Here is a 13,691-nt window from a genome sequence, read left to right on the forward strand (position 1 = left end):
GATCTCCTTCTGCTTGACGTTGGTCGGGGCCGGACCGGGGCCGGGGTCGGTTCGGGCCGGGGCCGTCCGGTCCGGGCCCGGTCCCGCGGTGCACATCAGCTCGCGTCGGCCGTGGACGGCCCGAACCAGCGCCGCAGCGCGGACTCGGCCCCGGCGCCGTCGGCCGAGGTCCAGACGACGTATCCGTCCGGCCGTACGAGCACGGCGGCCCCGGCGAAGGGGTCCGAGCGGGTCTGCGCCTCGTCGGGGGCGGCGACGACGGTGACCACACGGTCCTTCCAGCCGGCCGCGGTGCGGTGCAGCTCCGCGTCGTCCGTGGGGTCGATCAGCACGCCCTGGGCGGAGTGCAGCAGCTCGGCGGTGCCGGTGGTGGTGCCGGCGGAGGTGCGCAACGCGCGCGGCGGCAGCCGGCGGCCGAGCAGGGGGTGCTCACCGTGCTCACCGGGCCCGAGGTCGTAGCGGATGTCGAGGTGGCTCACCGAGCCGGCCAGGTGCTTCTTGACCTCGTCGTGCGTGAGGAGTTCGGTGAACAGCTCGCGCAGCGGATCGGCCTCCTCACCGCCGAGGAAGACCGTCCCCTGCGCCCGGGTGTTGTTCAGCAGCCGGACACCGACCGCGTGCCGCTCGGTGTGGTACGAGTCGAGCAGCCCCTCGGGGGCCCAGCCCGCCACTTCGGCTGCCAGTTTCCAGCCCAGGTTGACGGCGTCCTGCACACCGGTGCTCAGGCCCTGGCCGCCGGCCGGCAGGTGGATGTGCGCGGCGTCGCCCGCGAGCAGCACCCGGCCGCGCCGGTACTCGGTGACCTGGCGGGTGGCGTCGGTGAAGGAGCTGACCCAGACGGCGCCGCCGTGCGAGATGTCCTCGCCGGTGATGCGCTGCCAGGCCGCGGCCACCTCCTCGAACGTGACCGTCTCGGAGCGGTCCCGGACCGGGGCGCCGTGCGGGCAGACGATGACACGGTCGACGCCCTCGCCCAGCGGGGCGGCCATCACCATGCCGTTGGCCAGCTTCTCGCCCAGGAACCGGGGCCTGAGATCGCAGCCGACGACGTCGGCCAGGTACATGCCGCGGGTGGCGGGGCTCCCGGGGAAGTCGAACCCGGCCGCGCCGCGCACCGCGCTGTGCCCGCCGTCGCAGCCCACCAGGTACGCGGCCCTCAGCCGCTGTTCACCCTCCGCCGTGCGGAAGGTGATCTCCACGCCGTCACCGTGGTCGGTGAGGGAGCTGAACTCCCAGCCGCGCCGGATGTCCGCGCCGAGGGAAGAGGCCCACTCCTCAAGGACCGCCTCGGTCTGCGACTGGGGTACGCCGCGGGCTCCGAAGTGCGCGTCCTCCAGCGCGGTGTAGTCGAACTGCACCCCGCCGAAGTGGCCCACCGGGCTGGTCTCCAGGTGGCCGAAACCGGGCAGCAGGCCGCGCTGGTCGAAGACCTCCATCGCGCGGGCGGTGAAGCCGAGGCCGCGGGACTGCCCCGTGGGTGCCCCGAGCGATTCCGCCACGACGACCCGTGCCCCGCCGAGGCGGAGCTCGCCGGCCAGCATGAGTCCGGTGGGCCCGGCACCCACGATGATGACGTCCGTGTCCACGAACGTTCCTCCTGTCCGTTGGCTGTCAGCTGGCTAGGTGTGGTTCGGGCAGCGGTAGCGCTGCCGCGGCTCCCGCGGTGCGCCACCAGTCCGGGTGGTCGCGGTACCAGGCGACGGTCTCGGCGAGCCCCTGGTCGAAGGCGATACGGGGCGCGTAACCGAGCTCCTCGCGGATCCTGCTGTCGTCGAGCGAGTAGCGCAGGTCGTGGCCCTTGCGGTCGGTGACCCGGCGGATCATGGCGGGTCCGGCCCCGCACAGGGCGAGGATCCGCTCGGTCAGCTCCAGGTTGGTCAGCTCGTTGCCGCTGCCCACGTTGTAGATCCCGCCCGCCCGGCCCCGGTTGAGGACCAGGTGGATGGCCTGGCAGTGGTCGTCGACGTGCAGCCACTCGCGCCGGTTGCGGCCGTCGCCGTACAGCGGGACCGGTTCGCCACGCAGCAGGTGGGTGACGAAGCGGGGGATCATCTTCTCGGGATGCTGGTGCGGCCCGTAGTTGTTGGAGCAGCGGGTCACCGAGACGTCCAGGCCGTGGGTGCGCCAGAAGGCACGGGCCAGCAGGTCGGAGCCCGCCTTGGAGGCGGCGTAGGGGGAGTTGGGCCGCAGCGGCCACTGCTCCGTCCACGAGCCCTCTTCGATCGACCCGTAGACCTCGTCGGTGGACACGTGCACGACCCGTTCCACGCCGGCGGCGAGCGCGGCGTCCAGCACGAGCTGCGTTCCCATCACGTTGGTCCTGACGAACTCGGCGGCGCCGAGCACGGAGCGGTCGACGTGGGACTCGGCCGCGAAGTGAACGATCGCGGTGTGGCCCGGCACCAGGTCCGCCAGCAGCACCGGGTCGCAGACGTCGCCGTGGACGAAGTCCAGCCTCGGGTGCTCGGCGGGCAGGTTGGCGCGGTTGCCGGCGTACGTCAGCTTGTCCAGGACAGTCACCCGGACGTCGGCCGAGCCGGGATAGCGGGCGTCGAGGAGCCCCCGCACGTAGTGGGAGCCGATGAATCCGGCGCCCCCGGTCACCAGGATCCTCATCGGGTGCTCCCGAGCAGTGCGGGCAGCGCGGCGACGGTGTCGGCGGGCGTCGGCATGGCCCGCATCTCCGCCGCCACGTCCCGGCCCGCCGACCGGAAGCCGGGTTCGTCGAGCAGCCGGGACAGCGCGGAGGCGATGTCGGCGCCGGTGGCCCCGCGGCCCTCCAGCATCAGGCCCGCACCCCGGGCGGCCAGCACCTGGGCGGCGGCGTGCCCGTCGTCGTGCGCCATGGGCACGGCGAGCTGGGGCACCCCGGCGTCGAACGAGGCGTACATCGTGCCCATGCCGCCGTGGTGGACGATCGCGTCGCAGGTGGCGAGCAGGGCGCGCAGCGGCATCCAGTCGACGACCCGCACGTGGCCGGGCAGCGGGTCGGGCAGCGCCGACAGGTCGGCGCCGTTGGCGGTGAGGACGACCTCCAGGTCCAGCTTCGCGAGGCCCTCGATGATCTCCAGCAGCCGCGTGCCATCGCCGTAAAAGGTGCGCAGGGAGCCCAGGGTGACCGCGACGCGGGGCCGGTCGGCCCGGCGCAGCACCCAATCGGGCAGTACGGCGCCGCCGGTGTGGGGCGCGTACCGCATCGGCAGGACGTGCGCGGCGGCGCTCCTGAGCGGGCCGTCCTGGAGCACGGGGACGAGCGAGGCGGGGTTGAGGTCGAGTTCGACCTCGGCCTCGGGGAGTTCGGCGACGCCCAGCCGCTCGGCGACGGGGGCGAGGTGCTGGAGTGCGGGCCGGAAGGTGGGCCGCCGGGTACCGATGCCGTGCAGGACCGCGGGGATCCCGGCGGCCCGGGCGGCGAGCAGCCCGGCCACGGCCGGCGGGGTGTAGACGACGGCGTCCGCGCCCCAGGCCGCGGCCGTGTCGAGAAGCCCGTCCGCCATGCGGGCGCCGACCTCGGCGAAGACCTGGGCGACGTGGGCGATGACCTCGTCGGGCCTGAGCTGCCAGCTGACGTCGGTCTCCGTGAAGCGGCGGACCATGTCCTCGTACGGCTCGGCCGACGCCCCGTCGTCGGTGGCGACGGCGTGCAGGCCGGCCGCCACGGCAGTGGTCAGGGCGGGACCGCTCGCGGCGACGAGCACATCGTGGCCGGCGGCGAGGGCGGCCTGCGCCAGCGGGACCATCGGCAGCATGTGCGAGGGCCCGGGGACAGTGGTGAACAGCAAGCGCATGGCGATGTCTCTCCGGTCGGTGGTCGTCGGGCCGTCAGCTCTGCGCGGAGCGCGAGTGCCACGTCCGGAACGTGTTCGCCCACCGCGACGTGGACAGTGACCGCGCCCGCACCCGCGCCTTCTGCACGTCGAGGGGGCGATCGGTGTCGGGCAGCGTGTGGAAGGCGTCGTATGCCTCCTTGCCGTCCCACTGCGCGTAGTTGAGGACGGCGGTGCCGTCGAGGGACCGGAAGTAGGTGTGGGAGCGGTAGCCGGGGACGGTCAGCAGCCACTCGTCTGGCTTGGCGATCGCGTCGACCAGGGCCGCCTGGTTCTCGGGCTCGGAGCGCAGCACGAAGATGACGGTGTAGTCGTCGCGCTCGGTGGAGATCTCGGTGGTGTCACCCAGGGACGGGTGGCGCTGGCCGAAGACGGCTTCGGTCCTGATGAGCTGCACCGTGGTCGCGAGCCGGTGGAACTCCGGCACGGTCTTCGTCTGGAACTCCGCCCCCGCGTACCGTGCCGCGAGGTCCTCCGCGCTGCGCCACTGGACGAGGTTGGCGGTGCCCGGGGAGTCCTGCCCGGCGTGCACGGTGGAGGAGATCCAGCCCGGGTAGTCGGCGTTGTCGACGATGCCCCGCATCGCCTGGAGAACCTGTGCCTCCTTGTCGCGGTCTTCGGTGTCGAACAGGTTGAAGAGGCTCAGGTAGCCGTCGTCGGGCGAGATGAAAGGCACGATTCTCCCTGGTACGCAGTGATCGGTAGGGGGGTCAGCCGGCTGCGGCCACGTCCATGACGTAGCGGCCGTACGAGGACTTCGCGAGCCTGCTGCCGAGCCGGTGGCAGGTCTCCCGGTCGATGAATCCCATCCGCCAGGCGATCTCCTCGATGCAGGCGATGCGGACTCCCTGGCGGTGCTCCAGGATCTGCACGTACTGGCCGGCCTCGGCCAGCGCGTCGTGCGTGCCGGTGTCCAGCCAGGCGAAGCCGCGGCCCAGCGAGATCAGCTTCGCCTTGCCGCGCTCCAGGTAGATCCGGTTGACGTCGGTGATCTCCAGCTCGCCGCGCGCCGAGGGGCGCAGGTTCTTGGCGATGTCGATGACGTCGTTGTCGTAGAAGTACAGCCCGGTGATGGCCAGGTTCGACCGGGGGAGGGCGGGCTTCTCCTCCAGGGAGACCAGGTTCCCCTCGCCGTCCACCTCGCCCACGCCGTACCGCTCCGGGTCGCGCACGGGGTAGCCGAACAGCACGCAGCCGTCGACGTCCACCACGGTGTCCTGGAGCAGCCCGCTGAAGCCGGGGCCGTGGAAGATGTTGTCCCCGAGGACCAGGGCCACCGAATCGTCGCCCACGTGGTCGGCGCCGATGACGAAGGCGTCGGCGAGGCCGCGCGGCTCGTCCTGCTCGGCATAAGTGAGGGTGAGTCCGACGTCGGAGCCGTCACCGAGGAGCCGGCGGAATCCGTCCAGGTCGAGCGGGGAGGAAATGATGAGGACGTCACGGATACCAGCCAGCATGAGCACCGAAAGCGGGTAATAAATCATCGGCTTGTCGTAGACCGGAAGTAATTGCTTCGACATTCCCATCGTAATGGGATGCAGTCGCGTTCCGTGACCTCCGGCCAGAATGATTCCCTTCACTGTCCTGCCTCCAGGATTCGTCCGCCGGTATTTCACGAGGGATCCGGAAATCCATCATCCTGAGCCGCCGGACCGGCTTCAAGACGGCTCAGGTCAGAACGACGTCAATTCCGGTCAGAGCATTTCAGCGAGCTGCGCCGAACCAGGCGCGGAGCGCGTCCCCGGCCTCCGCGGCCGCGTCGCCCGTCCACGCGACGTAGCCGTCGGGACGTACGAGGACGGCTCCGGCGTCACCCAGCGGGCCGTGGGGTCCGGCGGGGCGGACGGTGGCGGTGACGACCCGGTCCGCCCAGGGCGCGGCCGTGGCGCGCAGCCGGGGATCGTCGGCCAGGTCGAGCAGCAGTCCGCGCCCGCCGGTGCGCAGGAGCGCGGTCGTGCTCGTCGCGCCGTCGGGCGTCAGCACTGCGGTGTGCGGGAGACGGAGGTGGCCGCCGTGGCGGATGTCAAGCCCGGAGATCATCCCCGCCAGGTGTGCGCGCACCTCGGGCCGGTCGCGGATCAGTTCGTGCAGCAGCGCCCGGAGCGGCTCTGTCCCGGGGCCGCCGAGCAGGAGCAGGGCCTGGGCCCGGATGTTGCCGAGGACCCGGCGGCCGACGGCGTGCCGTTCGGTGTGGTAGGTGTCGAGCAGGCCGTCGGGGGCCCGGCCACGCACCTGTGCGGCGAGTTTCCAGCCGAGGTTGACGGCGTCCTGGAGTCCCAGGTTGAGCGCCTGGCCGCCGATGGGCATCTGCCGGTGGGCCGCGTCGCCGGCGAACAGCACCCGGCCCTCCCGGTAGCGGACGAGCTGCGCGTGGGCGTCGCCGAAGGAGTTCACCCACAGCGGGGTGCCGGCGCTGACGTCCTCGCCGGTCACCCGTTTCCACGCGTGGGCGACCTCGGTGAAGTCCACCTCGCCGCCCCGGTCTCCGGCCACGGCGCCGAACTCGTGCACCATGATCCGGGTGACCCCGTCGGGCCGGCGCGCCGCGACGGCCAGGCCGCGCGGCAGCCGCTGGAACCGACGGTCGGGCACGTCGATCCCGGCCACGTCGGCGCGCAGCAGTTCGCGCACCGCGGCCCGGCCTGGGAATCCGGCCCCGGTGAGCCGGCGCAGCGTGCTGTCCTCGCCGTCGCAGCCGACGGCGTACCGCGCCCGGACGCGCAGCGGGAGCCCTCCCGGGTCCGCGACGACCGCCTCGACGGCGTCCGCGCCCGCCCGCACCGCCCGCAGCTCGTGCCGGCGGCGCAGGTCCGCGCCCAGGCCGGCCGCCCATTCCCCGAGCAGCTCCTCGGTGCGGGTCTGCGGCACCTTCCACTGCCCGGGCCAGGGGCCGGGCAGGGTCAGGTCGAGCGGTATCCCGCCGAAGTGACCGCGGGTCTCGTTCGGCGGGTCGTCCAGGGCCTCGAGCAGACCGCGGCTGTCGAGGATCTCCATGGTGCGGGCGTGCAAGGTGGAGGCCCGCGACTCGGTGGTGGGTCCTTCCCTGCGGTCCACCACCAGGGTCCGCGCACCACCGCGGCGCAGTTCCCCGGCCAGCATCAGCCCGACGGGTCCCGCACCGACGACGAGCACGTCGGTGTCCACGGCGTGCGCGGACGTCATCAGGTCCGCCGGCTCTCGGCGTGGTCCTTCGCGTGACCGAGGGTGGCCCGGCTGTTGGTGCTCAGCGCGTTCCGCACGTACTCCCGGGCGTCCGCGACCGTCGCGTCGGGGCCGAGGATCCGGGCGATGTTGTCCGTGTTGAGGGTCACGGTGTGCTGCGAGGAGACGGAAGCGCCTCCCTCGTCGTCCTCCTTCTCCTCGAAGGTCCAGTAGCCGGTGTGCAGGGTCATCAGCGCCGGCAGGGTGATCTGCTTGTAGGCGATCCGGTGGTGCGGGAAGGTCACCCGGTACGACTTCGTGGTGTGCGTCGAGCCGTCCTTGGCCCGGGTGTCCATCTCCAGGCTCTGCAGCCCGGGGGTGTCCTCGCTGAACCGGACGGAGGCGACGTGCGGCAGCCGCTCCGCCCACAGGTCCGCCTCGTTGACGAAGTCGTAGGCGTCCTTGGCCGAGCCGGCGATCCGCACCGTGTCCTCGAAGGAGAAGGTCAACTCCTCGGCCGCGTGGGCCACCTCGACGTTGGTCTTCAGCGCCTCCAGCTCGGAGCGGCTGTTGCGGTCTACGGCCTCGTCGATCCACCGCAGGCCCTCCGGGTCGTCGTCGACGGCCCGGTAGTCGTGCAGCAGCCGCACCCGGGACCTGGTGTCGGAGAGCGAATCGATGATCCAGGTGCCGCCCATGGCGGCGACCGGCGGGGCGGAGACCTCCTGGCGGAAGCCGATCCGCCGCTCCCCCGGGTCCAGGGTGCGGTGCGAGGTCCAGTTCTTCGCCTGGCCGTTGGCGGTTGCCCAGATGCGGATGCGCTCCTCGCCGTCACCCCGCTCCAGATGGTCCACGTAGAGGGTGGGCGGGAAGATCCGCGGCCAGTTGTGGACCTCGGCGATCAGCCGGTAGACGGCGTCTGCGGGGGCGTCGATGACGATCTCGTGCTCGACCTGGCGGGTCGTCATGGTGTCGTTTCCTTCGGAGGTGTCAGAAGTTGCCGAGACCGCCGCAGACGTTCAGCGCCTGCGAGGTGATGGAGGCGGCGGTGTCCGAGGCCAGATAGCCGACCAGGCCTGCCACCTCCTCGGGCGTGGAGTAGCGGCCGAGCGGGATCTTCGCCTGGAACTTCTCCAGGATCGCGTCCTCGGTGGTGTCGTAGGCGGCCGCGTAGCCCTGGCGGACGCGCTGTGCCATCGGCGTCTCGACGTAACCGGGGCAGACCGCGTTGACCGTGATGCCGGTGGGCGCAAGCTCGTTGCCGAGCGCCTTGGTGAAGCCGACGACACCGTGCTTGGAGGCGGAGTACGGGGCGCCGAGCACTACGCCCTGCTTACCGGCCGTGGACGCGATGTTGATAATGCGCCCGCGCTCCTTGTGCCGCAGGCCGCCGGTGTTCAGTACCTCGCGGGTCACCCGGAAGACACTGGTGAGGTTGGTGGCGATGACGTCGTCCCACAGTTCGTCGGTGAGGTCGGCGGTCACCCCGCCGCCACTGCGACCTGCGTTGTTCACCAGCACGTCGACGGTGCCGAAGCGGTCGACGGCCGCCCGCACGAACGCCGTCACGGCCGCGCCGTCACCGACGTCGACGGCGGCACCGTCGGCGTCGATGCCCTCCTCGCCCAGCTGCTTGACGGTGGACCTCACGTTGTCGGCGTCACGGGCGCCGATGAACACCTGGTGTCCCTGCTCGCCGAGGAGCCGCGCCACGGCGAGACCGATCCCGCTGGTGGCTCCGGTGACGAGAGCGACTTTCTTGATCTGCTCCGGCATCTTCTTCTCCGGTTCTCCGGTGGGTGATGGGGGATGCGGTGGTCGGATGGAGCCGGAGCCGTCAGACCGCGGTCCCCACGGAGCGGATCGCGGCGTTGACGCCGGTGAGCAGCGCGCGCGGCGTCTGCGCGTCGCTCAGGACGTCGTCGTCGAGGGTGACGCCGAACTCGCGCTCGATCCGGCTGCCCGTCTCCAGGAGGGCCAGCGACTCGTAGCCCAGCTCCTCGAAGCCGGTGTCGAGGATGTCGCCGTCGAGGTCCACGCCCTCTTCGGCGCCGGCACCCTCTCGCAGGATCCGTTTCAGGTCGTCCAGGGTGAATTCCGTCGTGATGGACATGTGCGGTCGTTCCCTTCGTGTGCTGGATGACGTGTGCGCGGAAACTCCGGCCGTGGGAACGGCCGGGGCCGGTCCCACCGGCCCGGGAGGGGTGTCCCTAGGCGACCGCCCGGACCACCACGGCCGAGTTGAAACCGCCCTGGCCACGGGCCAGGACGAGGGCGGTGCGGAGCTCGGCGGGACGCGGCGTCCCGAGAACGAGGTCGAGGCCGTACTCGGCCGACGGGTCGGTGTTGACGGTGGGCGGGATGACACCGTCGGCGAGGGCCAGGAACGCCGCGGCGAGATCGAGCGGGGCGGCGCCGGAATACAGGCGACCGGTCATCGTCTTGGGCGCGGTGACGGGAACCCCCCGCGGTCCGAAGACCGCGGTGAGCGCCGCCGCCTCCGCACGGTCGAGATCGGGCACCGCCGCCGCGTCGGCGAAGACCACGTCGATCTCCTCGGGCCGCACCCCGGCGTCCGCGAGTGCGGTCTCCAGCGCCCGGCGCAGCCCCGGCTCGCCCCCGCTGCCCGGCCGGGGGTCCATGGTCGCGCCGTAGCCCGCGATCTCGCCGTAGATCCTGGCGCCGCGCCCGCGCGCCGCGTCGGCGTCCTCCATCAGGAGGATCGCCCCGCCCTCGCCCGGCACGTGCCCGCTCGCCTCGGCGTCGAACGGCCGGTAGGCGCGGGTCGGTTCGTCGCTGGTGCTCAGCCGGCCGCCTGCCAGCTGGGCCACCCAGCCCCAGGGGCAGAGGGACGCGTCCACCGCCCCGGAGACGATCAGCTTGGTCCCCTTGCGGATCTGCCGACGCGCCTGAGCGACCGCGTCAAGCCCCCCGGCCTGGTCGCCGACGACGACGCCGCTGGGCCCCTTCATGTTGTTGCGGATGGATATCTGGCCGCTGTTGACGGCGTAGAACCAGGCGAACGACTGGTACGCGCTGACGTGCTGGCTGCCCAGACTCCACAGCTTCCGCAGCTCGTTCTGGCCGAACTCGAACCCGCCGGCATGGCTGGCCGTGACCACCCCCATGTCGAACTCGGGCAGCTCCGACGGAATCACGCCCGCGTCCGCGAGCGCCCAGTCCGCGGCGACCAGCGACAGCCGGGTCACCCGGTCGGTCTGCGGCAGCAGCCGGCTCGGCAGGTGGTCCTCGGCCGTGAACCCCGGGATCTCCCCGGCCAGCCGGGCCGGGTACGACGACGCGTCGAACCTGGTGATCCGGCCGATGCCGCTCTTACCGCCGCAGGTCGCCGCCCAGAAGTCCTGGACGCCGAGCCCGTTCGGCGACATCACGCCGAGTCCGGTCACCACCGCGGACACACTCATGCCGTGCTCCTCTCAGGTCTGGCCAGCACCATGGCACTCTGGAATCCGCCGAATCCGCTGCCGACGGTGAGCACCGCGTCGGTGATCTGCTCGCGGGCTATCAGCGGCACGTAGTCGAGGTCGCACTCAGGGTCCGCCGTGTGCAGGTTGGCCGTGGGCGGTACCACGTTGTTCTCCATCGCCAGCGCGGACGCGGCGATCTCGATGGAGCCGATCGCGCCCAGTGAGTGACCGACCATCGACTTGATCGAACTGACCGGGGTGCGGTACGCGTGCTCCCCGAGGCTCCGCTTGAAGGCGGCGGTCTCGTGCCGGTCGTTCTGCTTGGTGCCGGAACCGTGGGCGTTGACGTAGTCGATCTCCACCGGGTTCATCCGCGCCTCGTCGAGCGCCACCCGGATCGCCTCGGCCATCTCCGTACCGTCGGGCCTGAGGCCGGTCATGTGGTAGGCGTTGCTGCGCGTGCCGTAGCCGGCGATCTCGGCGTAGATGTGGGCGCCGCGCTTCCTGGCGGCCGCCAGCTCCTCCAGGACGAACACCGCGGCCCCCTCGCCGAGCACGAATCCGTTGCGCGTCCCGTCGAAGGGCCTGGAGGCGCGCCCGGGTTCGTCGTGGCGGGGCGTGGTGGCCTTGATCGCGTCGAAGCAGGCCATCGTGATCGGTGAGATCGGCGCGTCGGAGGAGCCCGCGACCATCACGTCCACCGAGCCCTCGCGGATCAGCTCCACGGCGTAACCGACGGAGTCGATCCCCGAGGTGCAGCCGGTGGAGACCACCGTGCTCGGACCCTGGGCCCCCACCGCCCATGCCACCTCGGTGGCGAACGAACTGGGCACCAGGTAGTCGTAGAGGTGCGGCACCGCGTACGTGTGGTCGACCAGGTCGAGCCGTCCGCCGTCGCTGACGATCCGGTACTCCTCGTCCAGGCCCATCGTGGCGCCGACGGCGCTGCCGACGGTGACCCCGACCCGGTACGGGTCCAGGTCCCCCAGTGCGATGCCGCTGTCGGCGACCGCGCCCCGGGCCGCGACCACCGCGAACTGGGCGGCCCGGTCCATGCGGCGGGCCTCCTGCGGGCTCAGCCCGTGCTCCTCGGGGTCGAAGTCGATCTCGGCGGCCACCCGGGAGCGGAAAGGAGAGGGGTCGAAGAACGTGATTCCGCGGGTCGCGGTGCGGCCCTCGTTGAGCAGACTCCAGAACTCCTTGCGGCCGATGCCACCGGGTGCCAGGACCTCGATGCCCGTGATGACGACTCGCCGTCCCGTCACGCGGACGCCTCCCAGTCGTAGAAGCGGGTCGCCATCGCGTCCGCCGGTGAACGCCACGTCGCCGGGTCGTACGCCTGGATGAAAGGCTTCAGGTCGTCGCTGATCCGCACGAAGCGGGGGTCCGTCTTGGCCTGCTCGATCAGCTCGCCGCCGTTGTCGGCGTCGAAGTCCTGCAGGTGGAAGTACAGGCCCCGGTAGGCGAACAGCTGGCGGCGCCGGGTGCCCATGCGGTGGGGCATCTCGGAGGCGTCGAAATCGGTGAACAGTTTCGCCACGTCGACGCTGGATTCGATATCCATCCGGGCCACGATCAACGTATTGTGCATAATTCTCTCCTCCGCAGACATCGGAAAGACTTCTCGTCACGCTCACGCACGGAAGATCGGCGCATGCGAATTCCGGCATTCTAAGGGGAACCGTTCCCGGGAGAAGTGTTCCCGCAGAAATTGGAAGGCGCGCCAAGAAGAACCGATACCCATGCTGTTCGCTACCCCGACCGAACTCAAGGGAGTTCAGGTCAGATGAATGTCAGAACCCCTCAGATTTGTGCGCGGAGTGGTCGCCGAAATGTCATTCCGCGATCTCGCAGATGACCGCGCCGGAGGTGAGCGAGCCGCCGGCCTCGGCGTTGAGGCCTTCACGGTGCCGGCTCGGTGGGCGTTGACGGGCTGTTCCCTCTTCATGGCCTCCAGGACGGCGATCAGTTCGCCGGCGGCCCTCCTGGCCTTCCCGCCTCGCGGGCGGCGGACTCGTACAGTCCGGGGACCTCTTCGAGGGCGCGGGCGGCCTGGAGCACCTGGCCGTTGTCCAGGTAGCCGACCGCGGGGGTGTCACCGCCCAGGGCGAAGGCCTCGTCCGCCGCGCGGGGGTGCAGGGCGCTCCGGTCGGGTTCCGCGTAGACCGCCACGGACCCGGTCCCGGCATCCCGGCATCCCGGCAGGCACGGGCGACACGGACGGAGAGTTCACCTCGGTTGGCGATGAGCACCTTGCGCACGCCGGCTTCCTGTCACTCGGCTGAACGGACCGTCCTCAAGAGGGTCCGGCGCGCGGTGGCGCACCTCAAGCGGCGCGACTTCAGGAGTTCGGCAGTTTTGCGCAGCAACGTGCGGGGATGTGCGACGAAGTCCGGAGAAGCATCAGGGCACCTGCAAGAGACCCCCCACCCGGTGCCGACCGCTGAGAACACGTCCAGGGCCGGCCGGCTCGGAGCCGGGGGCGTCTTCAGTCGCCGCGACCGAAACTGAACCCGACGCCCCGGACCGTGACGACCCAGTTCCTGTTCCCGAGCTTGTTCCGCAGACTGCTGACGTGGGTGTCGACCGTCCGCCGGGACCACGAGTCGCCCCAGACCTGGTGGATGAGGCGCTTGCGGGTGATGACGGTGTCCGGCTGGGAGGCGAGCAGGTGCAGCAGGTCGAACTCCTTGCGGGTGAGGTCGATGCGCCGCCCGCGCAGCGTGACCTTGCGAGCGTCCGCGTCGATCCGTAGGGGGCCGTGGCTGATGGCCCGGTTCAGCGGCTCCTGGACCTGGCTCCGCCGCATGACCGCCTCGACGCGGGCCATCAGTTCGCGGAAACCGTACGGCTTGACGAGATAGTCGTCGGCCCCCGCCTGCAGGCCGAGCACGCGGTCGAGCTCCGATCCCCGGGCGGTGACGACGATCACCGGAACGTTGCACGTGGACCTGATGCTGCGGCAGACCTCCAGGCCGTCGAGGTCGGGCAGCTCCAGGTCGATGAGGACGAGATCGACGTCCTCGTAGCTCTTCAGGGCCGCCCCCGCGGTCTCCACGCTGCGGGCACTGCACCCCTCCCGCCGCAGCGCGCTCACCAGCGCTTCCGCGTCCTTGGCGTTCCGCTCCACGACGAGGACCCGCCGTGCCGCGACCGGTTGGGCCGGCCGTCTCGGTTGGCCGTTGTCGGCCACCGGATCGTGAAGGGGCTCCCCCCGCTGACGTGGGAGGAGTTTGTCAAGCTCCAGCAGTTCTGTCCGACGCTGTTCCATGGGTCCCCCTGAACCGTTCGACGC

13 protein-coding genes and 1 pseudogene are annotated in these 13,691 nt (G+C 71.3%); all 14 read right to left on the reverse strand.

The annotated features are described in order from the left end of the window. Positions 1-95 precede the first annotated feature (95 nt). Positions 96-1,586, reverse strand: coding sequence for an FAD-dependent monooxygenase (locus ACFWVV_RS19685; RefSeq protein WP_384352378.1), 1,491 nt, complete (start codon positions 1,584-1,586; stop codon positions 96-98). Positions 1,587-1,611: 25 nt separating this feature from the next. After that, positions 1,612-2,616, reverse strand: a complete 1,005-nt coding sequence (rfbB, locus tag ACFWVV_RS19690) for a dTDP-glucose 4,6-dehydratase (protein ID WP_384352381.1) — start codon at positions 2,614-2,616, stop codon at positions 1,612-1,614. Next, a complete protein-coding gene (locus ACFWVV_RS19695; RefSeq protein ID WP_384352384.1) occupies positions 2,613-3,788 on the reverse strand; it encodes a nucleotide disphospho-sugar-binding domain-containing protein in 1,176 nt (391 codons plus the stop codon). The genes rfbB and ACFWVV_RS19695 overlap by 4 nt, the downstream gene beginning before the upstream one ends. Positions 3,789-3,822: 34 nt before the next feature. Further along, positions 3,823-4,503 carry an antibiotic biosynthesis monooxygenase family protein gene (locus ACFWVV_RS19700; protein ID WP_384352386.1) on the reverse strand — a complete coding sequence of 227 codons (681 nt, stop codon included), beginning with the start codon at positions 4,501-4,503 and terminating at the stop codon, positions 3,823-3,825. Between the two features lie 34 nt (positions 4,504-4,537). Then, complete coding sequence (gene rfbA, locus ACFWVV_RS19705; RefSeq protein WP_384352389.1) at positions 4,538-5,407, reverse strand: glucose-1-phosphate thymidylyltransferase RfbA; 870 nt, start codon at positions 5,405-5,407, stop codon at positions 4,538-4,540. A gap of 124 nt (positions 5,408-5,531) precedes the next feature. Continuing rightward, entirely contained in the window at positions 5,532-6,989 is a 1,458-nt protein-coding gene (locus tag ACFWVV_RS19710; RefSeq protein WP_384352392.1) for an FAD-dependent monooxygenase, read from the reverse strand. Continuing rightward, positions 6,989-7,936, reverse strand: coding sequence for an aromatase/cyclase (locus tag ACFWVV_RS19715; RefSeq protein ID WP_384352395.1), 948 nt, complete (start codon positions 7,934-7,936; stop codon positions 6,989-6,991). Before ACFWVV_RS19715 ends, ACFWVV_RS19710 begins: the two co-directional genes overlap by 1 nt. A 22-nt stretch (positions 7,937-7,958) precedes the next feature. After that, positions 7,959-8,744, reverse strand: a complete 786-nt coding sequence (fabG, locus tag ACFWVV_RS19720; RefSeq protein ID WP_384352398.1) for a 3-oxoacyl-ACP reductase FabG — start codon at positions 8,742-8,744, stop codon at positions 7,959-7,961. 61 nt (positions 8,745-8,805) lie between these two features. Further along, a complete protein-coding gene (locus tag ACFWVV_RS19725; RefSeq protein WP_384352400.1) occupies positions 8,806-9,081 on the reverse strand; it encodes an acyl carrier protein in 276 nt (91 codons plus the stop codon). A 97-nt stretch (positions 9,082-9,178) separates the two neighbouring features. Then, the gene (locus ACFWVV_RS19730; RefSeq protein ID WP_384352403.1) at positions 9,179-10,393 is read right to left on the reverse strand and encodes a ketosynthase chain-length factor; all 1,215 of its coding nucleotides are present in this window, start codon (positions 10,391-10,393) and stop codon (positions 9,179-9,181) included. Beyond that, complete coding sequence (locus ACFWVV_RS19735; protein WP_384352406.1) at positions 10,390-11,661, reverse strand: beta-ketoacyl-[acyl-carrier-protein] synthase family protein; 1,272 nt, start codon at positions 11,659-11,661, stop codon at positions 10,390-10,392. Before ACFWVV_RS19735 ends, ACFWVV_RS19730 begins: the two co-directional genes overlap by 4 nt. After that, positions 11,658-11,987: a TcmI family type II polyketide cyclase gene (locus tag ACFWVV_RS19740; protein WP_384352409.1), complete on the reverse strand. Its 330-nt coding sequence runs from the start codon at positions 11,985-11,987 to the stop codon at positions 11,658-11,660. The genes ACFWVV_RS19735 and ACFWVV_RS19740 overlap by 4 nt, the downstream gene beginning before the upstream one ends. A gap of 455 nt (positions 11,988-12,442) precedes the next feature. Further along, positions 12,443-12,657: pseudogene (locus tag ACFWVV_RS19745) on the reverse strand (biotin carboxylase N-terminal domain-containing protein); the annotation flags it as partial. Between the two features lie 227 nt (positions 12,658-12,884). Continuing rightward, positions 12,885-13,667, reverse strand: a complete 783-nt coding sequence (locus ACFWVV_RS19750; protein ID WP_384352412.1) for a response regulator transcription factor — start codon at positions 13,665-13,667, stop codon at positions 12,885-12,887. Positions 13,668-13,691 lie beyond the last annotated feature (24 nt).

The sequence above is a fragment of the Streptomyces sp. NPDC058663 genome, from assembly GCF_042716745.1.
Classification (GTDB): Bacteria; Actinomycetota; Actinomycetes; order Streptomycetales; family Streptomycetaceae; genus Streptomyces.